The organism is Actinophytocola xanthii, assembly GCF_001921205.1.
In the GTDB taxonomy this organism is placed as follows: Bacteria; Actinomycetota; Actinomycetes; order Mycobacteriales; family Pseudonocardiaceae; genus Actinophytocola; species Actinophytocola xanthii.
In genome coordinates, this window is the sequence record NZ_MSIE01000001.1 from 209865 (window position 1) to 229599 (window position 19735).

General features: G+C 72.2%; 20 protein-coding genes. 5 read left to right on the forward strand and 15 right to left on the reverse strand.

Going from position 1 to position 19735, the window contains the following annotated elements; all coding sequences use genetic code 11:
* Nucleotides 1–19: 19 nt before the first annotated feature.
* The gene (pyrR, locus tag BU204_RS01045) at nt 20–610 is read right to left on the reverse strand and encodes a bifunctional pyr operon transcriptional regulator/uracil phosphoribosyltransferase PyrR (protein WP_075123574.1); all 591 of its coding nucleotides are present in this window, start codon (nt 608–610) and stop codon (nt 20–22) included.
* 255 nt (nt 611–865) lie between these two features.
* Here pyrR and bldD point away from each other — a divergent pair, with 255 nt between their 5' ends.
* Nucleotides 866–1354, forward strand: a complete 489-nt coding sequence (gene bldD / locus BU204_RS01050; RefSeq protein WP_075123575.1) for a transcriptional regulator BldD — start codon at nt 866–868, stop codon at nt 1352–1354.
* Between the two features lie 46 nt (nt 1355–1400).
* Here the strand turns inward: bldD and BU204_RS01055 are convergent, their stop codons facing one another.
* On the reverse strand, nt 1401–2321 hold the full coding sequence (locus BU204_RS01055; RefSeq protein WP_233159000.1) for a DMT family transporter: 921 nt from the start codon (nt 2319–2321) through the stop codon (nt 1401–1403).
* Between the two features lie 102 nt (nt 2322–2423).
* On the opposite strand from BU204_RS01055, the gene BU204_RS01060 reads away from it, so the two are divergent.
* On the forward strand, nt 2424–3029 hold the full coding sequence (locus tag BU204_RS01060; protein ID WP_083660894.1) for a DUF3558 domain-containing protein: 606 nt from the start codon (nt 2424–2426) through the stop codon (nt 3027–3029).
* Nucleotides 3030–3039: 10 nt separating this feature from the next.
* Here BU204_RS01060 and BU204_RS01065 read toward each other — a convergent pair whose 3' ends face one another.
* From BU204_RS01065 to BU204_RS01085, 5 genes are all read right to left on the reverse strand, one after another.
* On the reverse strand, nt 3040–3972 hold the full coding sequence (locus tag BU204_RS01065; RefSeq protein WP_143229230.1) for a hypothetical protein: 933 nt from the start codon (nt 3970–3972) through the stop codon (nt 3040–3042).
* Nucleotides 3973–4133: 161 nt separating this feature from the next.
* Nucleotides 4134–4538 (reverse strand): hypothetical protein, encoded by a 405-nt coding sequence (locus tag BU204_RS01070; protein WP_075123578.1) that lies wholly within the window; start codon nt 4536–4538, stop codon nt 4134–4136.
* Nucleotides 4539–4630: 92 nt separating this feature from the next.
* On the reverse strand, nt 4631–5050 hold the full coding sequence (gene nusB, locus BU204_RS01075; RefSeq protein ID WP_075123579.1) for a transcription antitermination factor NusB: 420 nt from the start codon (nt 5048–5050) through the stop codon (nt 4631–4633).
* The gene (efp, locus tag BU204_RS01080; protein WP_075123580.1) at nt 5050–5613 is read right to left on the reverse strand and encodes an elongation factor P; all 564 of its coding nucleotides are present in this window, start codon (nt 5611–5613) and stop codon (nt 5050–5052) included. The genes nusB and efp overlap by 1 nt, the downstream gene beginning before the upstream one ends.
* Nucleotides 5614–5646: 33 nt before the next feature.
* Complete coding sequence (locus BU204_RS01085) at nt 5647–6735, reverse strand: aminopeptidase P family protein (RefSeq protein ID WP_075123581.1); 1089 nt, start codon at nt 6733–6735, stop codon at nt 5647–5649.
* Between the two features lie 73 nt (nt 6736–6808).
* On the opposite strand from BU204_RS01085, the gene BU204_RS01090 reads away from it, so the two are divergent.
* Nucleotides 6809–7225, forward strand: coding sequence for a B-4DMT family transporter (locus tag BU204_RS01090; protein ID WP_083660895.1), 417 nt, complete (start codon nt 6809–6811; stop codon nt 7223–7225).
* Between the two features lie 2 nt (nt 7226–7227).
* Here BU204_RS01090 and BU204_RS01095 read toward each other — a convergent pair whose 3' ends face one another.
* Genes BU204_RS01095 through aroC form a run of 7 tightly spaced genes read right to left on the reverse strand, consistent with a single transcriptional unit; the run spans nt 7228 to nt 14278 of the window.
* The gene (locus tag BU204_RS01095) at nt 7228–8778 is read right to left on the reverse strand and encodes a glycoside hydrolase family protein (RefSeq protein ID WP_075123582.1); all 1551 of its coding nucleotides are present in this window, start codon (nt 8776–8778) and stop codon (nt 7228–7230) included.
* A gap of 55 nt (nt 8779–8833) precedes the next feature.
* The gene (locus BU204_RS01100) at nt 8834–9733 is read right to left on the reverse strand and encodes a GNAT family N-acetyltransferase (protein ID WP_075123583.1); all 900 of its coding nucleotides are present in this window, start codon (nt 9731–9733) and stop codon (nt 8834–8836) included.
* Nucleotides 9730–10167, reverse strand: a complete 438-nt coding sequence (aroQ, locus tag BU204_RS01105; protein ID WP_075123584.1) for a type II 3-dehydroquinate dehydratase — start codon at nt 10165–10167, stop codon at nt 9730–9732. The genes BU204_RS01100 and aroQ overlap by 4 nt, the downstream gene beginning before the upstream one ends.
* Nucleotides 10168–10177: 10 nt before the next feature.
* The gene (aroB, locus tag BU204_RS01110) at nt 10178–11326 is read right to left on the reverse strand and encodes a 3-dehydroquinate synthase (protein WP_075123585.1); all 1149 of its coding nucleotides are present in this window, start codon (nt 11324–11326) and stop codon (nt 10178–10180) included.
* 24 nt (nt 11327–11350) lie between these two features.
* A complete protein-coding gene (locus tag BU204_RS01115) occupies nt 11351–12496 on the reverse strand; it encodes a DNA glycosylase AlkZ-like family protein (RefSeq protein WP_083660896.1) in 1146 nt (381 codons plus the stop codon).
* A gap of 44 nt (nt 12497–12540) precedes the next feature.
* The gene (locus BU204_RS01120) at nt 12541–13062 is read right to left on the reverse strand and encodes a shikimate kinase (RefSeq protein WP_198942718.1); all 522 of its coding nucleotides are present in this window, start codon (nt 13060–13062) and stop codon (nt 12541–12543) included.
* Between the two features lie 28 nt (nt 13063–13090).
* Nucleotides 13091–14278 (reverse strand): chorismate synthase, encoded by a 1188-nt coding sequence (gene aroC, locus BU204_RS01125; RefSeq protein ID WP_075123588.1) that lies wholly within the window; start codon nt 14276–14278, stop codon nt 13091–13093.
* Between the two features lie 127 nt (nt 14279–14405).
* On the opposite strand from aroC, the gene BU204_RS01130 reads away from it, so the two are divergent.
* The gene (locus tag BU204_RS01130) at nt 14406–15053 is read left to right on the forward strand and encodes a prepilin peptidase (RefSeq protein ID WP_075123589.1); all 648 of its coding nucleotides are present in this window, start codon (nt 14406–14408) and stop codon (nt 15051–15053) included.
* Nucleotides 15054–15257: 204 nt separating this feature from the next.
* Nucleotides 15258–17435 (forward strand): MMPL family transporter, encoded by a 2178-nt coding sequence (locus tag BU204_RS01135; RefSeq protein WP_198942719.1) that lies wholly within the window; start codon nt 15258–15260, stop codon nt 17433–17435.
* 282 nt (nt 17436–17717) lie between these two features.
* Here BU204_RS01135 and BU204_RS01140 read toward each other — a convergent pair whose 3' ends face one another.
* Entirely contained in the window at nt 17718–19718 is a 2001-nt protein-coding gene (locus tag BU204_RS01140) for an EAL domain-containing protein (protein ID WP_075123591.1), read from the reverse strand.
* Nucleotides 19719–19735: the final 17 nt, after the last annotated feature.

Sequence of the window (19735 nt, forward strand, 5' to 3'; positions counted from 1 at the left end):
GAGGTGGGCAGCGGGTGCCTCACGCCTGCTCCTCCTTGCGCTGGAGGAGGACGGCGTCGTGGCCGTCGGTCTCGACGAGTCGCACGTGGACCTCCTCGGAGCGGGAGGTGGGGACGTTCTTGCCGACGTAGTCCGCGCGGATCGGCAGCTCTCGGTGGCCGCGGTCGACGAGGACCGCGAGCTGGACGGCGCGGGGGCGGCCGGCGTCGCGCAGGGCGTCGAGGGCGGCGCGGATCGTGCGGCCGGAGTAGAGGACGTCGTCGACCAGGATCACCAGTCGGTCGTCCACGCCGCCGGTCGGGAGCTGGGTGGTGCCCAGCGGGCGGGTGGGACGGCGGCGCAGGTCGTCGCGGTAGAGCGTGACGTCCAGCACGCCGGTGGGTAGGTCGACACCGCTGAACTCGGCGATCCGGGCGGCCAGGCGCACGGCGAGCGGGGCGCCGCGGGTCGGGATGCCGAGGAGTACGACGGGTGGCGAGTCGGGCGCGCCGAGGGTGGTGCGCTCGATGACCTGATGGGCCATTCGGGCGACGGTGCGTGCGACGTCGCCGGCGGAGAGCAGTTCGCGCTGCCCAGCCGGTTCCGCCGCATCGCGAGGACGCGATGCCACGGGCTGACCTCCTTCCCCGCCTCACTGGACGGGTCCTTAAAGGACGTCTGAACACGCGCCCACGTGGGCGCGCTAGCACCGTACCAGGCCCGATGGATCCACCAACCGGGTGGTAATCCTGCAGATGAACCGCACTTGTTTGCGGATCAGCTTGACCTGGTGGCAACACTAAGTAACCATTACTCTGCGTGTTGTTTTGCGGCTACCCGCGCCGTGGTGATCGGCCAGCGGGGCGAATGAATGGAGAATCGCCATATGGGCGACTACGCCAAGGCGCTGGGGAGCAAGCTCCGCGGCATCCGCCAGCAGCAGGGCCTGTCCCTGCACGGCGTTGAGCAGAAGTCCGGCGGTCGGTGGAAGGCCGTCGTCGTCGGCTCGTACGAGCGGGGCGACCGAGCGGTGACCGTGCAGAAGCTGGCCGAGCTGGCCGACTTCTACGGTGTGCCGGTGGTGGAGCTGCTGCCCGAGGGGCGGGTGCCCTCGGGGGCCGAGCCGGCTACCAAGATCGTGATCAACCTGGAGCGGCTGCAGCAGCTGCCGGCGGAGAAGGTCGGTCCGCTGGCCCGGTACGCGGCGACGATCCAGAGCCAGCGCGGGGACTACAACGGCAAGGTGCTCTCGATCCGCACCGAGGACCTGCGCTCGCTGGCGATCATCTACGACATGACACCCGGGGAGCTGACCGAGCAGCTCATCGACTGGGGCGTGCTTCCCCCCGAGGCTCGCCCGTCCAAGGAGGACTGATTGGGGCGAGCCGGTGGCTGGCGCACCGGCTCGCCCGGAACACCCGTCAGACCCTGGCGGACGCCGCCGGCTCCGGCGGCGTCACCACCCTCGCCCGTCTCGGGCGACCCCGACTGACCGCGACGCCGGCCAGGCACAGAAGGCCGCCGGCAAGGGTCAGCCATCCCGGCACCTCGCCGAGCAGCGACCAGGACATCGCGACCACGATCGCGGGTACCAGGTACGTCGTCGCGCCCATGTTCCGCGCCGTGGTGCGGGCCAGCGCGTACGCCCAGGTCACAAATGCCAGCGCGGTCGGAAAGACGCCGAGGTAGAGAACGTTCAGCGTGGCCGACAGCGGTGCCCGCCCCAGCTCCCCCAGGAGCTGGGGCGCGAACGGTAGGCAGCCCACGGTGCCCACCAGGCACCCGAACGTCGTCACCTGCACCGCCGAGGCGTGCCGCAGGGCAGGCTTCTGCAACGTGACCCCGATCGCATAGGTGGCGGCGGCGACCACGCACAGGAGCACTCCCAGCACCGAGGCGCGCCCGCTCCCGGAGATCGAGACCCCGACCACCACGGCCCCCGCGAACGAGACCCCGATCCCCGCGAGCAGCCGTGAGGGGAAGCCCTCGCCGAGCAGCCACCCGCCCAGCAACGCGATCAGGACGGGCCCGATGTTGACGACCATGGCGGCCGTTCCCGCGTCGACCTCCCGCTCGCCCCAGTTGAGCGCCACCATGTACACGCCGAACCACAGCACCCCGGCGCCCGCGATCCCCGGCCAGGCCGCGCGCGGCGGCACCCCCTCCCGCCGCAGGACGAGGATCGTCACCAACACGACAGACCCGGTGAACAGACGCCCCAGCGCCAACGCCCCCGGTGAGTAGTGCTCCCCCGCGACCCGGATGGAGACGAAGGCCGAGGCCCAGAGCAAGACGGTGACGCCGGCCGCGACGAGACTGCGCCGGTCGATGGAGTTGGTCACCGCGCCACCGTAGGTCGCACCCCCGACGTTTTCGCGCGAGTTTCCGCCTCCGCGCCGGCCCGCCGGATACGCTGACGGCGAGTGTTGACCTGGGGGAAGCAGATGAACACGTACCGAAGTCGCCTGGCGGCTGTGCTGCTGGCGCTCACCCTGGCCGCCTGCACCACCGACAAACAGGAGACTCCCCCCACCACGTCGGCGCCGGAGACCGTCCCACCCACCACCTCGAGCACCGGACCACCGCCGAGGCCGAGCGCCCCGTCCGTGCCCAGGCCGCTGAACGCGGGCGGTCTCGTCCTCGACCCCTGTCGCAGCCTCACCCAGGAGCAACGTACGGCCCTCGGCGTCATCAGCGCCGAGTTCACGGACCTGGCACCAGAGGGAGCGGGATGCTCCTTCGAGCGAGGCGGGGACAGCCATGCCACCGTCGTGTTCGCGGCCAACGTCCGGATCGGTCTCGACTACGTCTACGCCCAGAACTCCTCGTCGACATGGGACTACTGGGCGCCCACGACGGTCGAGGGCTACCCGGCGGTCGGCTACAACGCGATCGTCGACAGCCAGAGCCGGCTCTGCAACTTCGCTGTCGGCATCTCCGACCGGCTCTACTTCTGGGTCACCGCGGATGCGCAGGCCGGCAACTCCCGATGCCAACTGGCGCAGTCTGTCGCGTCCGCGGTCCTGGCGACGATCAGGGCCAGGAGCTGACCGCGGTTGATCAGAAGTCGACCATGTACTCGGGAAAGCGCGGTACCGCCTCGGAGGTGCGACCGCTTCCCGGAATCACCTCGTGGCGACGAAGCTCGCGAATCCGGTCCAGCTCGATACGGAGGTGGTCCCGGAGCTGAATGATCGCCTCCGCCACCTCCCGCTCGATGCTGTCCACGGCATCGAGGAACTGCCGGGCGCTGTCCCGCAGGTGTGTGTGTCCCTCGATCACCACTTTCTTGGGCTCGGCTGTCTTGACCGCCTCGCCGAGGGCCTCGGTGGCCACCACGCCCAGGGCCACGGCGGTGGTCGGTGTGCCGCTGATCACCGTCGCCACGGCCGTCACCAGCGCGGTCACCACAATCGACAGCAGATCGAAGTCCGCACCCGGCGCTTCTCGGGATGGCGGGGACGCGAATCTCGCGGTCAACCCATCCATCAACCGCGCGATGTCCTCTCCGGCTTTGAGAAACACCGCCCGGTACCGCGCCAGATGCTCGGCGACCCGGTACGCGCAGTTCTCCGTATAGACCTGGAACGGGATGAAGTCGTTCTCGTACTCGTGCGCCGCCATGTTCTCCGGCGCGATCCATCCCGCTCCGAAACGCATCTGCATCCAGTTCAGTCTCGCTGGGTGCAGCTCCGGGTAGCGCACCTCGGTGACCGGCGGATGCACCGGGAGGTTCTTCGGATCGACGCCCGAAGGGTCCCGCGCATCGGCTTCCACCCGACTCCAGGTGAGACAGCCCTCGGTGAGCTTGTCGTAGGTGGACCCGATGACGGGTTCGATGACGCCACTGACCGCCTGGGCGGCGCGGAAGAAGACAGCGGGGTCCGAGGCGTAGTCGTCGATCACCGAGACGGTGTCGTAGAGATGCGGCTGGGCGTCCAGGTTGGTCACCCGGAACGGCATCTCCAGGTCGGACGGGCTCTCCTGCGACACTCCCCGCTGCCGGTAGATCCGCGGCCCGTCATGGGACTCCGGCGCCAGCAGGTAGTCGATCCAGGCCGCCAGCTCGCCGGCGGCGCGGTAGAGCTCGGGTTCGGTCGTCGGGCTGATACCGGGTACGGGGACGGGGGAACGGCCGGGCGGAAGTGCCATCCCTACCGCCCCCGCTCATCGAGGTCGCGCTCGATAGCCCGAAACCGCTCCGCGGCGCGCCCGTCGGTCTCCCTGGCCCAGGCGATGTGTCCAATCAGCACCGACCGGTAGTCCCGCAGGGACGCGAGCAGCTCGGACTGGTCGCCGGCCAGCAGCTGCAGCTGCCACGCCACCTCGTTCAGGAAGGAACTGCTGGCGGCTCGCACCTCCCCGGTTCCCTCGCCGCCGAACCACCCTGGCCTCTCGCTCGCATGCGCGGCCACCACCTCGTCACGCGCGGCGGCGTACAGGCCATCGATCCCACGCAGGCCCTCGATGACCGGATCGAGAAACCACCCGATCCCGTTCTCCAGAGCCCTCGGTTCCAGGGCGTAGTCGGGTTCACGACCACTGCCAGGTGCCCCCATGTGCAGTTCCTCCCCAGTCCTACCGCACGTCGTAGTCCTCATCCTGACAGAGAGGAGAGCGGTGCGTACTGGGTTCGTTACGGAACGAGCAACTACAGGGTGGCGCGGAGCTGGTCGGCGATCGTGGCGAGGCGGCCGAGGACGCCGTTGACGAAGCGCGGCGAGTCGTCGGTGGACAGCGACCGGGCCAGTTGCACGGCCTCGTCGATCGCGACGGGGTCGGGGACGTCCTGCGCCCACAGCAGCTCGTACACGCCCATCCGGAGAATCGCCAGGTCGACGAACGGCATCCGGTCCAGGGTCCAGCCCTCGGAGTGCTCGGTCAGCAGCTCGTCGATCCGCTCCCGGTTCGCCACGACGCCCTCGATGAGCGTCGTGGCGTAGTCGTCCGGTGCCGGGTGCTGGGCGAGCGAGGCACGTTCGGCGTGCAGGGCGATCGGGTCGCCGTCGCGCAGCGCGGCCGCGTACAGGACGTCAACCGCGCGTTTGCGTGCCTTGCTGCGCGCGCCCACTAGGAGCTGACGCGGCCGAGGTAGCGACCGTCGCGGGTGTCGACCTTGACCTTCTCGCCGGTGGACAGGAACAGCGGCACCTGGATCTCCGCGCCGGTCTCCAGCGTCGCCGGCTTGGTGCCGCCGGTCGACCGGTCACCCTGCAGACCCGGGTCGGTCTGCTTGATGACCAGCTCGACCGAGGTCGGGAGCTCGATGAACAGCGGCGCGTCCTCGTGGGTGGCGACCACGACGGTCTGGTTCTCCAGCAGGAACCGGGCGTTGTCGCTGACGACGTCCGCGCTGATGTGGATCTGCTCGTAGGTCTCGCCGTCCATGAAGACGAACTCCGAGCCGTCCGAGTACAGGTAGGTCATCTCGCGCCGGTCGACGGTGGCGGTGTCGACCTTGATGCCGGCGTTGAAGGTCTTGTCCACGACCTTGCCGGTCAGCACGTGCTTGAGCTTGGTCCGGACGAAGGCCGGTCCCTTGCCGGGCTTCACGTGCTGGAACTCGACGACGGACCAGAGCTGGCCCTCGAGGTTGAGCACCAGGCCGTTCTTCAGGTCGTTGGTGGAAGCCACGGGCTTGGTCTCTCCTGTACTCGCGACAAAGGTCTACACGACGACGAGCTGTTTGGTCGTCAGCGTGAGAAGTTCCGGATCGCCGTCCCGTACGACGAGCGTGTCCTCGATTCGGACCCCGCCCCTGCCGGACAGGTACACGCCCGGCTCCACGGTGACTGCCATACCGGCGGACAGTCTACCTTCACCCGTCTTCGCCAGGGCCGGGGCCTCGTGGATCTCCAGTCCCACCCCGTGGCCGAGCCCGTGCAGGAAATCCTCGCCCCGGCCGGCGTCCTCGACCACACCGCGCGCCGCCGCGTCGACCGCCCGCACCTCGACGCCGGGTCGCAGCGCGGCCCGCCCGGCCGCCTGCGCGGTGGCGACCAGGTCGTAGAGCTCACGCTGCCAGTCCGCGACGTGGCCGAGGACGAACGTACGGGTCATGTCCGAGTGGTAGCCGTCGACGAGGGCCCCGAAGTCGAGCTTGACCAGGTCGCCGCTCTGCAGCACGGCATCGGTGGGCCGGTGGTGCGGCACGGCCGAGTTGGCCCCGGTCGCCACGATCGACTCGAACGACGGCCCGGCGGCACCGTGGTCGAGCATGCGGTTCTCCAGCTCCCGCGCGACCTCGCGTTCGGTGCGCCCCGGGCGCAGGCCGCCGTGCTCGATGAGGTCGGCGAGCGCCCGGTCGGCCGCCGCACAGGCCATCCGCAGCGCCTCGACCTCGGTGTCGTCCTTGACCACGCGCAGCTGCTCGACAAGCCCGGAGGCGCGTGCCAGCTCCACCTCACCGGCCGCCCGCAGGGTGTCCAGCTCGTCGACGGTGACCCGGTGGCTCTCGTAGCCGGTCCGCCCGAAGCCCTCCGCCGCCGCGTGCGCGACCAGCGCCGGCGGACACGGCCGCTCGATGATCCGCCGGAGGTCGGGCACCTGCCGCGCGGACTGGGTGAGGTACCGCCCGTCGGTGCAGAAGACCGTGCGCTCGTCGTCCTGGGCGTGCACCAGCAGCCCGGCGTTGGAGCCGGTGAAGCCGGTCAGGTAGCGGATGTTGAGCAGGTCGACCACCAGCAGGGCGTCCAGGTCGCGCTCCCGCAGGTGGGAACGCAGCGCCGCGCGGCGCCGGGCGTGCGTGTCGGGCATGAATCGACTCTAGGCCACCGGTCCGACACCGCGGGCTCGACGCGAACCCCCCGGCTGCGCCTACCCTGGGCCGATGCGAACCTGGCTGCTGCGCGGTGCGGCGCTGGCCCTGCTGCACGCCGTCGCGGAGACGGTGCGGACCGACTTCGGGGTGCGCCACCCGACCTCCCGCACGCTGTTCGAGGCGGTTCTGCTCGGTGCCCTGGTCGGCGTCGCCGCGGTGTGGGCGGCGGTGGACACGTGGCGTGACGTGCCCGACCGCGGACGGGCGTGGCTGCTGGCCGGGCTGGTCGCCGGCTGGGGCGCGGCGGTGCTGGGCGTGGTGGGCAAGGCGGTGTTCGTGGACCAGACCGGCGTCGCCGATCTCGGCGCCGCCCTCACCGGCGGCGCCGCGTTCACCGCGCTGCTCGTGCTGGTGCCGGCGGGCGCGGGGATGGTCGCCGGCCGGTGGATCGCCCGTCCTCGCCGAACCGACGACGCGGAGGTCTAGGCCTACCGGGGCGGCCCGAGGAAGTCGGGACCGCGCTGGAAGCCGTCCCACTCCTGGTCGGTCACCTCGAGCACGGCCGAGGAGTTGAGCCCGGCGACTTCCTCGGAGCGCACCTGCCACAGCCGGTCGTCGATCAGGAACGCCACGCCGCGGCCCGGTGCCCGACGGGCCGGCACGCCAGGCTCGAGGTGCGCGGCGACCTCGGTGCGGACCAGTGCCGCGATCGGCTTGTCGAGGACGCGCACGGCGAGCTTCTCGGCGACCGACCGCCGGTCGATCCGCACGAGCGTGCCGTCCACCACGAGGTCCATCGTGCGCAGCGGCGAGGGCATCGCGAAGCCGTCCAGCGCGAGCAGCGCCCGGCCCTCGTCGGCACAGGCGTCGAAGCCGCGCACGTCCACGCCGAAGCGTCGCAGCTCGGTCGGCCCGAAGCGGCCCTGCCTGGTGGCCCGCACGAGGTCGACGGGGACCGTGCCGCACGGGTCGTCCAGCGACACCGGCGCGTGCCCGTCGGGTCGGCGGACCAGGCCAGGCCCCTCCCGCCACGGGCCGGGCACGAGCACCGGGTCGTAGGGCTGGTGGAGGAAGCCGAGGTCCCAGAAGGTGATCGTCGTGCCGTCGCGCGTCTCGTGGGCGACGGCGAACGCGGCGAGCGAGTCGCTCCACATCCAGTCCGCGCTGAACGCGTCGACGATCGACCGGAGCCGTGCCCCGGTGTCCGGCACGTCCCGGAACCCGCCGGGCCCGAGCGCCTGCACGTCCCGCTGGAAGTTGGGGTCCGGCGACCGGAGGACGAACTGACCCGCGCCGTTGTGCCCGGTTCCGGCGCCGGTGGTGTCGGTGAACATCAGGTAGAACTGGCCGGCGAGGTACAGCGCGGAGGGCTGGCCGGCGCCGTAGGTGTTGCCGTTGTCGACGTCCCGTGCCGCGCCAACGATGGGCTGGCCGCCGTTGGCCCTCGTCCACACCCGGCCGTCCGGGCTGGTGGCGAGGCCGATGGCGTTGCCGTGCGCGTGGTCACCCGCGGCCCCGGTGTAGTACATGAAGTAGGTGCCGGCGACGCGGATGACCGAGGGGTCGCAGGTGTGCATGCCGTCGAACCCGCCGGGCCGGCCGGAGAAGATGGGCGTCGCGGCCTTGCCGTCCGGGCCGCGGAAGCCGCCGTCGAGGCGGGTGGACTCGGAGAGCAGGATGTCGTCGCCGGGCGGGTTGGCGATGCCGAGCTGGCTGCACCACCACATGCGGTACCGGCCGCGCTCGACCATCAGCGACGGTGCGTAGTTGTAGGGTGCGTCGCCCCCGCCGGCGGCGATGGTCGAGCCACTGGCCCGGCCGCGGGTCGTGGTGAGGACCAGGGGATCCGGCACGGCCTGGTCGGGCTTCTCGGCCGGGGAGGCGTCGGGGCCGGGAACGACGTCGATCTCGCGGTCGTCGCGGTCGGCACCCCCGTGGTCCTGCGGCGACGCCACACTGGCTGTACAGCTCGCGACCAGTGCCAGGACGAGCGGCACGACGAGCCGGCCGAGCGGTCTTCGACGGTGCGTGACGCGCATCGTGGACGTACCCTCCGAACGTTGCCCCCACCGAGGTCTCCGGCCAGTGTAGAGATCACACCGCGTGTTCGGTGGCTACCAACTCGAGTTCGAATCCCGCGTCGTTCTCCAGATAGCTCGCGTAGTGGTCGGGTCCGCCGGCGTGGGGATGGCGGTCGGGGAACATCAGCCGCCAGCCGTGCTCCGGTGCGGCGGCGGTGACCCGGTCGACCTCCGCTCTGGTGTGGACGTGGAGGGCGAGGTGGTTCAACCCGGGCCGGGTCCGGTCGTGCGCGTCACCCCGCCGGTCGGGTGAGTCCTCGACGACGACGTAGGAGGCGCCGTGGCGCCAGCTCACCCCGCGGGGCCACCGCTGGTACTCGTGCCAGCCGAGCTCGCCGAGCAGCCAACCGAGCGACGTCTCCGCGGCGGCGAGATCGGCGACCCACAGCTCGACGTGGTGGACACCGGATGAGGCTGCCGGCAGGCCGACCATGACCTGGTGGGGCGCGCCGTAGTGCTCGCCCTGCCCGACCTCCAGGAACCCGATCCGCCGGGCGAACCGCAGACCGCGGGTGTTGTCCGCGTGCACCAGCGCGAACACGGCCGGGACGCCGAGCGTGTGGTGGGCGTAGTCGACGATCGCGCGCGCGGCCTCCTCGGCCAGCCCGCTGGCCCACAGGTCCCGCGCGAGGTACCAGCCGCACTCGAGGATGCCCCCGGGCAGCTCGAGCGAGGTACGCACGTGTCCCATGCCGACCAGCCGGCCGTCCAGCTCGAAGACCCAGTCGCCGGTGCCCTTGGGCCCCCGGTAGTCGAGCCGCCGCTGGACCAGTGCCTCGACCTCGCTCGGCAGGGTCAGGTCGTCCCCGTGGAAACGGCTCAGCTCGGCGTCGGCGAACAGGGTGGTCAGCGCGGCGGTGTCGGTCGCGTCGACGGGGCGCAGGACCAGCCGCGCGGTGCGAAGCGTCCTCACTCCGTACTTGCCTTGCCAGCCAGCCAGCGCAGGGCGAGCGAGTACCCGTCCACCCCGAGACCCACGATGACCCCGGCGGCCACGGCGGAGATGTAGCTGTGGTGCCGGAACTCCTCCCGCCGATGCACGTTGCTGATGTGCACCTCGACCAGCGGCGCCGTGAGCTGCGCGCAGGCGTCCCGCACGGCGATCGAGTAGTGCGTCCAGGCGCCGGCGTTCAGCACGACGGGAACCCCGTGCTCGCCGGCCTCGTGCAGCCAGCCGAGCATCTCGCCCTCGTGGTCGGTCTGGCGCACCTCGACCTCGAGCCCCAGCTCCCGGCCGGTCCGCCCACACAGCTCGACGAGGTCGGCATGCGTGCCGTGGCCGTAGATCTCGGGCTCCCGGGTGCCCAATCGGCCCAGGTTGGGGCCGTTGAGAACGAACACCCTCATGATCGACTCCTCATGCGCCCGGTGGAGTGCGCGCCACCATACCGGCCTCGGCACCGACCCCCGAGGACACCGCGCGGTAGGCGGCGGCCAGCAGTTCGGGGTCGGGATCCTCCAGCCGCCCCGGCCGGGCGAGTCCGTCGAGCACCACGAACCGGAGCCTTCCCGCGCGGGTCTTCTTGTCCCCGTGCATGGCCGCCACCAGCTCGGGCAGGGCGTCGGCGGCGTACCCGGTGGGCAGCCCGATCGACTCCAACACCGCCCGGTGCCGCCCGGCGGTCTCGTCGTCGAGCCGACCGGTGAGGCGCGCCAACTCCGCCGCGAAGACCAACCCGACGCTCACCGCCGCGCCGTGTCGCCACCGGTACCCCTCGCGGCGCTCGATGGCGTGCCCCAGCGTGTGGCCGTAGTTGAGGATCTCGCGCAGGCTGGACTCGCGCAGGTCGGCCGCCACCACGTCGGCCTTGACCTGGATCTTGCGCCGCACCAGCTCGGCCAGCACGTCGCCGTCCGGGTCGAGGGCCGCCCCCGGGTCCGCCTCGACCAGGTCGAGGATCACCGGGTCGGCGATGAACCCGCCCTTGACCACCTCGGCCATGCCCGCGGCCAGGTCCTCGGCCGGCAGGGTGCGCAGCGAGTCGAGGTCGGCGATCACCGCACTCGGCTCGTGGAACGCCCCGACCAGGTTCTTGCCCGCGTCGATGTTGATCCCGGTCTTGCCGCCGACGGCCGCGTCCACCATGCCGAGCAGCGTGGTGGGCACGTTCACCAGCCGTACCCCACGCATCCAGCTGGCCGCGACGAACCCGCCGAGGTCGGTCACCGCACCGCCCCCGAGGGCCACGACGACCCCGCCGCGGTCCATGCCCATGGCGGCGAGCGCGTCCCAGCAGGCACCCGCGACCGCGAGGGTCTTGCCGGCCTCGGCGTCCGGGACCGGGACCAGGTTCGCGTCGACGCCCCCGGCCCGCAGCCGCACCCGGGCGGACTCGGCCGCCTCGACCAACGTCGGCGGGTGCACCACCGCCACCTTCGGTGCCCCCGCGACCGCCGCGAGGAGCTCGTCCCCGAGCCCACGCCCCACCACGACGTCGTAGGGCCGGCCTGTCGCCACCCGAATCCGGACCGGTTCCGTCCCGGCCGCGTTCGCCCGCTCACTCACCGGGTGAGCATGTCACCGCTCGCCTCACTCCTCCCACACCACCTCCGTCCTTTCGCCGCGCCCCCGCACGCCGGCCACCAGCTCGCCCTGCTCGACCACGTCGGCGCGCTGCCGTGCCGTCAGCGTCCGGTGCGCCGTCACCGCGATCCGCAGCGTGCGCCCGGACGCTCGCTGCCGCCACGTCCCCGCGACCTCCCCGGCGACCACCACGACCCCGGGGCTGCCCAGCGCCCGCCAGACGGTCCTCGCCACCGTCCGGTCCGGCACCAGGAACGCCCGGTTGCCGAGCAGGTAGGCGTCCCGGGGCGGCAACAGGCGCGCCGAGGCCGACCGCGGCGCGCCGGCCTCGGCCGCGACCGCCTCGGGGTGCGCCCACAGCGGTTCCGCGCCATCGATCCGGACCAGGACCAACTCGTCGACCAGCTCGTCGACGTGCGGTTTGAGCCAGACCGGCAGGGCCTTGACCGGCCTGGTGTCCAGCCACGCGGCCAGATCGGCCGGCGCCACCGGACCGGCCAACCGGACGAACGAGCGCAGCAGGAGCGTCATCGCCTCCTCCCCGGCGTCGGCGACGGTCGGCTCGTCGCTCGCCAGCCGCAACCGCATCACCCGGCCGTCGTCGGGCACCAGCTCCACCCCCGCGAACAGCGTGCCGAGCCGGAACAACCCCTCCGCGACGTGCGCGACCCCGCAACTCTCGCACCACGGCCGGGCGACCTCGGGCAGGAGAGGGGTCACCGCGGCGGACAGTTCCCCCTTGGTCGCCGTGTCGCCGGGAAAGGCGTCCCGCATCCGCGCGGCCACCAGGTCGACCAGGGCGGGTCCGTCGGCGCCGGAGGCGATCAGCTCGTCCCCGTACCCGCCCAGCCACGACCGGAGGGCCTCGTTGTCCCGCGGGCGCAGCGCCGCGCGGACCGCGGGGAGGTCGGCCCGCCGGTGCAGGTGCGGCGAGCCACGCACGGACAGCACCAGGGCCAGCCCCGGCGGAGCCGGACCGCCGGTCGGGACCCGCTGGCGCAGACCGAGCGACGCCGAGCCGGCCGGAGTGTCCTGCAGGCCGATCGCCAACACGTCCAGCTCGTCCGGCTCGGCCGGGGAGGCGGCCCCGGCCAGGCCCTGTGCACTCATCCGGTGGGCGAGAACAGTTCGTCGGTCCAGGTCAACGGTCATGCGTCAGGTCTACCGCCCGGCACCGACAGTTTCCGACGAGCGCCTCAGCCCGTCGCCGCGGGCAGCGTCGCCAGCACGTCCGCCAGGACCTCCGCCGGCGCGCGGCCGCTGGTGGGCACCGTCGCGGCGGCCACCTCGGTGTAGACGGGACGGCGCGCCTTGAGCAGCTCCCGCAGGTGTGCGCGCGGGTTGGGCATCAGCCACGGGTGCAGCGAGACCAGGCCCTCCCGGCGCAGCAGGTGCTCGAGGTCGACGTCGAGGAACACCACGTGGAACGGCGCGAGCAGCTCCGGCACGCCGGGCGCCGTCGGCGTGCCGCCGCCCAGCGCGAGCACCCCGGTGAACTCCGGCAGCAGCGCGGTCAGCAGCTCCCGCTCGGCCTCCTGGAACCGCTCCCGACCGAGCCGCACCACGAGCTCGCCGGCGGGTAGGCCGTGCGCGTGTTCGAGGTCGTGGTCGAAGTCGCGGAACGGGACGCCGAGGTGCTCGGCCGCGAGCCGGCCCACCGTGCTCTTCCCCGAGCCGGGCGGTCCGACGAGGATCAGCACCGGCCCCTGCGCGCTCACGTGTCCGCCTCCAAGGTGGCTCACTCCGCTACCACCGTTCCCGCAGTGCCTCGAGGTAGGCCTCGGCGTTGCGCCTGGTCTCGGTCAGGGAGTCCCCGCCGAACTTCTCCAGCGCCGCGTCGGCGAGCACCAGCCCGACGACCGACTCCAGCACCACACCGGCCCTGGGGACCGCGCACACGTCGGAGCGCTGGTGGATCGCCACCGCCGGCTCGCCGGTCGCCACGTCCACGGTCGACAGCGCCCGCGGCACCGTCGAGATCGGCTTCATGGCCACCCTGACCCGCAGGGGCTCGCCGTTGGTGATGCCCCCCTCGAGACCGCCGGCGCGGTTGCTGCGCCGGCTGACCCCGCTGACGCCGTCCGCGCGGTCGATCTCGTCGTGGGCCTCGCTCCCCCAGCGGCGCGCGGTCGTGAACCCGTCGCCGATCTCGACGCCCTTCATCGCCTGGACGCCCATCAGCGCACCCGCGAGCCGTGCGTCGAGCCGCCGGTCCCAGTGCACGTGCGAGCCGAGCCCGGGCGGAAGTCCGTAGGCGATCACCTCGATCACCCCGCCGACGGTGTCACCGGCCTCCTTGACCGCCTCGACCTCGGCGACCATGGCCTCGGTCGCCGCCGGGTCGAAGGCACGCACCGGGCTCTCGTCGATGGCGGCGAGGTCACCGGGGCCGGGCGTCGGCCCCTCGGGCGCCTCGGCCCTGCCGATCGACACCACGTGGCTGATCACCTCGACGCCCAGGAGCTGGCGCAGGAACCCTCGGGCGACCGTGCCGAGCGCGGTCCGCGCGGCGGTCTCCCTGGCACTCGCGCGCTCCAGCACCGGACGTGCCTCGTCGAAGCCGTACTTCTGCATGCCCGGCAGGTCGGCGTGGCCGGGGCGGGGGCGGGTCAGCGGTTCGTTGCGGGCGAGGCCGGCCAGCTTGTCGGGATCGACGGGGTCGGCCGCCATCACCTTCTCCCACTTCGGCCACTCCGCGTTGTCGATCCGCACGGCGACCGGCCCGCCCTGGGTGAGCCCGTGACGCACGCCGCCCAGGAACTCGACGGCGTCGGTCTCGAAGCCCATCCGAGGGCTGCGGCCGAAGCCCAGCCGCCGGCGGGCGAGCTGCTCGCCCAGCTCCGACGTGGTGACCTCGACCCCGGCCACCATCCCTTCCAGCACGGCGACGAGCGCGGGTCCGTGCGACTCCCCCGCGGTGATCCAACGCAACACCCGCTGATCCTGTCACGTCCCCCGACCGTCACCCGATCAGGTGCTTCCGAGCCGAATCCCGTACGAACGGCACATTCGCTCGGGCTCGTCCTTGCGTCAGCCCCGGGCCCGCCGTGAACGTGGAGGCATGTCCGACCACCTTCTCGCCAGCACCCTCCTCGCACTCGCCGGAGCAGCCGCCGGGTGCGCCGGCCAGCGGCTGCTCGCGCGGATGCGCCGCGGTACGACCGTCCACAGCGGATGGTTAGCCGGCGGTGTCGCACTGCTCTGGGCGGTCGTCGGCTGGCGGATGGGAGCGGGGTCGGTCCCGGCGTGGTGGGTGCCGGTCCCGCTGGCACTCACCTGGTTCGCCGCGCTGCTCACCGCGACGGACCTGCGCCACCGCCGGCTGCCGGACGCGTTGACGCTGCCCGCCTACCCCGTGCTCGCGGCCGCGACCGTCGTGGCCGCGACCGCCGGCGGCGGCTGGACGCTGACCACGAGCGCGTTCACCGGCGCGGTCGCGTACTGCGTCCTGCACGCCCTGGTGCACCTGGCCAGACCGGGGTCGCTGGGTGCCGGCGACGTGAAGCTGTCGGGCAGCGTGGGCGCGGTGCTGGGTGCCGTGGGCTGGCCGGCCATGGTGCTCGCCACCGCGGTGGCGGCCTCCACGGCACTGCTGCTGCGCGCCGCCTCACCCCGCCGTTGGCGGGACGGGGTTCCCTACGGACCGGGCATGCTCGCCGCCGCCTGTCTGGTCGCCCTGTTCCCCGGCACGGCTCTGGTCAGGCCATGACCCGCTCGCTCGGGCGCTGATCCGCCTTCCGCTGTTTGACAACTCCACAGTGAGGCCCGCCACCCCTCCCGGGGTGGGGTCGGGGTGATCCCCGAGGGAGTTCCGGGTTCGACCCGGATCTTTCACACCGTCCCCTACCCCAGTCTTCTCCCAGAGAACGACACCGGAAATCGCAGTTCAGAGGGGTGGAAGATGGGCAAGCCGATGTTAACCGTGCGAATCGCCAGATGGAGTGCGGAGCACCCGTGGCGGGCGATCGGCGCGTGGATCCTGTTCGTCGCGGTGTGCGTCGGCGCGGGTACCTTCGCGGGAACCAAGCAGGCGGAGTTCGACGACAACCCGAAGGGCGAGCTCGCCACCTACCAGAGCATCGTCGACGAGTCCGGGTTCCAGCGGCCGGCGACGGAGAACGTCCTCATCTCTGCCCGCGAGGGTGACCTGGACACCTCCCGCGCGATGGCCGCCGCCGACGACGTCCGGGCCGAGATGGGGGCACTGTCCGGCGTCGACTCGGTCAGCGACGCGGTGCCGTCGCCGAAGGGAACCGCCGTCCTGGTGAACGTCGAGCTCCGGGGGGAGCGGGACAGCGCCGAGGACCACGTGCAACCGCTGCTGGACACGACGGCTGCCGTGCAGGACCGCTATCCGGACCTGCGGGTCGAGCAGGTCGGCGGGGCGTCGCTGGACAAGGCGCTCTCCGAGACCCTCGGTGCCGACTTCCAGAAGGCCGAGCTGATCAGCATCCCGGTCACCCTGCTGATCATGCTCGTGGTGTTCGGCGCGCTGATCGCGGCGGGCGTGCCGGTGCTGTTGGCTATGTCCGCGGTGGGGTCGGCGCTCGGGCTCTCGGCGCTGGTGTCGCACCTGATCCCGGCCACGGACAACACCAGCAGCATGATCCTGCTGATCGGCATGGCCGTGGGTGTGGACTACTCGTTGTTCTACATCCGGCGGGAGCGGGAGGAACGGGCCAGGGGCGCCGGGCACGTCGACGCGGTGGAGATCGCGGCGGCCACCTCCGGGCACGCCATCGTGGTCTCCGGTGTCGCGGTGACGGTCGCGATGGCGGGCATGTTTGTGGTCAACGACATCGTGTTCTCGTCCATCGCCGTCGGCACGATCCTCGTCGTGCTCGTCGCGATGATCGGCTCGATCACCGTGCTGCCCGCCCTGCTCGCCAAGCTCGGCCGGTGGGTCGACCGGCCCCGGGTGCCGTGGTTGTGGCGGCTGTCGATGCGGCAGAAGAGCGAGCCCCGGTTCTGGCGAGCCGTCCTGCGTCCCAGTCTGCGTCGTCCCCGCACCACGCTGGCGATCTCCGCGGGGCTCCTGGCCGCGCTCGCGGTGCCCGCGTTCGGCATGACGCTCAACGCCCCGTCCGAGGCGGACCTGCCGCGCAGCATCCCGATCATGCAGTCCTACGACCGGATGACCGAGGCGTTCCCGAGCACGGGCGCGTCGCACCAGATCGCTGTGCGGGTGCCGGCGGACCAGACGGCGGCGGCCCGGCGGGCCGTGGACGACCTGCTCGACCGTTTGGCCGCCGACGAGGACTTCGCCCACGACCGGCCGGCCGAGGTGACCGAGGCCGCCAGCGGGCGCATTCTGCTGGTCTCCGCCGCCATCCCGTACGGCGGCGGCAGCGCGGAGGCGGACCGGTCGCTCGCCACGCTGCGCACCGAGCTCCTTCCGGCCACGGTGGGCACGGTCGCCGGTGCGGAGTTCGCGGTGAGCGGGCAGACCGCTGGGGAGAACGACTTCGTCGACACCATGAGCGACGCGCTGCTGTGGGTGATCGGGTTCGTCCTGCTGCTGACGTTCCTGGTCATGCTTTGGGCGTTCCGGGCCCCGGTCATCGCGCTGAGCGCGATCGGCCTGAACCTGCTGTCGGCCGGGGCGGCGTACGGCGTGCTGGTGCTGGTGTTCCAGAACACCTGGGCCGAGGGGCTGCTCGGGTTCACCTCGACCGGGGGCGTGGTGGCCTGGCTGCCGGTGATCCTGTTCGTCACGCTGTTCGGGCTGTCGATGGACTACCACGTGTTCGTCGTCAGCCGAATCCGCGAGGCGGCGGCGAACGGCGCGCTCGACACTCGTGAGGCGGTGGCGGCCGGTATCACCCGCTCGGCCGGCGTGGTCACGAGCGCGGCGGCGGTGATGATCGGGGTGTTCTCCATCTTCGCCACGCTCAGCACCATCGACATGAAGCAGATGGGCGTGGGCCTGGCCACGGCGATCCTGCTCGACGCCACGCTCATCAGGGCCGTCGTGCTGCCGGCCCTGATGGCCACGCTCGGCAGGGCGAACTGGTGGACACCCCGCTGGCTGCGTCCCCGCGAGCGGCCCGACGCACGACCGGAGCCGAAGGTCCTCGAACCGGTCGGCTGAGGCCCACCGGACACCCGGGCGTCGACGGCAGCGCTACCCGCGCCGCCGTCGACGCCCAACCCTTCACCGCCGACACCCCGTCCTACGTGGGTGCCGGCCACTGAGCGGCGTACGGGCCGAGTGCTGCGACGGCGGCGGCCAGCCCGCATCGCCTTCCTGCCCGGGTTGAACCCCTCCACGAGACCCATCCACCCCGCGGTGCCGGAGATCCTGTCCCTGCAACGACCGCAAAGGTCCACCCCCGGTCAGCGGGGTTCAACACCGAAGGAGCAGTCGAACCTCTCAGTTCGGCTGGCCGAGCAGCGCGCGCACCTCGTCGGCGGTCAGCTCCCCGCCGAAGTACGGGCCCTGGGCGGCGTCGACGCCCAGAGCGGTGAGCGCCTCCGCCTCCGACGCCGACCGCACGCCTCGGGCGATCAGATCCATCTCGAGGGTCTGCACGGCCCAGGCGAGCATGCCCTCCACCGCGGACCGGACCACGGACCCGGCGTCCTCATCGAGTCCCCGCACGACCGAGCCGTCGACCCGCAGACCACGCAGGGGCACCCCCGGGTCGGCCAGGGCGTCGAACCGGCCACCACCCCGCTGCTCGCGCACGATAGCGACACCACTGCTGACGAGGATGTCCAGCTCCTCGAGCTGGTCTGGGTCCAACGCCATCAGGACGTCGTCCTCGACCAACAGCTGTAGCCGCTGCGGTGGCAGCGCCGCCACGTCGAGGATGTGGCGCACCGTGGCCGCCAACTCCGGCTCCCGGCTCTGCCGCAGGCTCAGCGGCACCGCGGCACGGGGCGCACGCTCACCGAACTCGGCCAGCCAGCCCGCGGCCACCGTGCAGGTCTCCTCGAGGATCCGGTAGCCGAGCCGGATCGCGCTGCCGGTGACCTCGGACAGCTCGAGGAACCGTTGCTGCGACAGGACCCCGAGCTCGGGGTGGTTCCACCGCAGCATGCCCTCGACAGCGGTCAGCGATCGGTCGGGCAGCGCGAACACCGGCAGATAGCAGACCTCGATGTCGCCTTCCTCCAACGCGCCCGCGACCGAGGCGGCCAGGGTGAACCGCTCACGCTCCCGCGCGTCGCGCTGCGGGTCGTAGAGAGTCCAGCGCGCGCGGCCGTCCTCCTTGCTCCACCGCGCGGACACCTCTGCGCTGCGCAACACCTCGCCGGGCGTCGTGCCGCGGGTGGAGCGCAGGCTGATGCCGACGCTGACCGTCACCCCGACTCCGGCGCCGTCGACGTAGACGGGCTCGGCGAGCAGCTCGTCGACCTCCTCCACCAGCTCGACCAACCTCAGCGTGTTCCGCGGGGACTCCACGAGCAGCGTGAACTCGTCGGCGCCGGTACGCGCGACCGGCCCCAGGGGCTCGCAGGCGGAGCGAAGCCGCCGGGCCACCGAGGAGAGCACCCGGTCCCCCGCCTCGTGGCCGAGTGCGTTGTTGACCACGTGGAAGCCATCCACGTCGAAGTGCACGAGCCCGACGGTCGCCGCTCCGCCCTCGGCGAACGCGCGCTCCAGCCAGCCGAGGAACTGGGGACGGTTGGGCAGACCGGTCACCGCGTCGTTGAGGCTCTGTCGGATCAACGCACCGCGCAGCGACCGGGTCTCGTCCACGCTCACCGCCACCAGCGCCCGCCGCGCGGAGTTCAGGGGCGTGACCTCGAGCACGACCGCGGTGGACTCACCTCCGGCCCCGACCAGCCAGGCGTCGGTCCGGACCTCCTTGCCGAGGGCGAGGTCAACGTGCGCGCCGTCGGCGGCGAACAACGCCGTGACGTCGGCACCCACCAACTCCTCCGGCGAGCGCCCGGCCAGCTCGCCCAGTGCGGCGTTCGCCTTGCGCAACGCGCCCCGGTCGTCGACCAGCGCGAAGCCCAGCGTGGAGTTCTCGAACAGGTTCCCGATGCTCTCCGGCGAGTCGGCGCGCCGCTCCGCGTACCCCTCGGCGAGCGCGCCGAGCAGGCACGCGGCCCTCGCCCGCCCGTCCGGACCCGACATGGACCCGGACGGCGGCACCAGGCTCGTGGCGAGGAACTCGATCGAGCTGCGCAGGGCCGAGGGCGACAGGCCCTGGCCGGCGAGGTCGCGCCCGACCTCGCGGGGGACCTCCTCCGGAAACGGCTCCTGGCCAAGGCTCGCCGCCAGACGCTCGGCCAGAACGGCCAGCCGCTCGGGAGCCTCCTGGCTCGCAGGGGCCTCAGCGCCCAGCGCCGCCCACCATCCGTCGGCAAAGGTCTCCTGATCGACATTGGCAACGCTCGGTGAAGGGTCGCGGTCGCGCATGAGCCCCTGATCTCTCG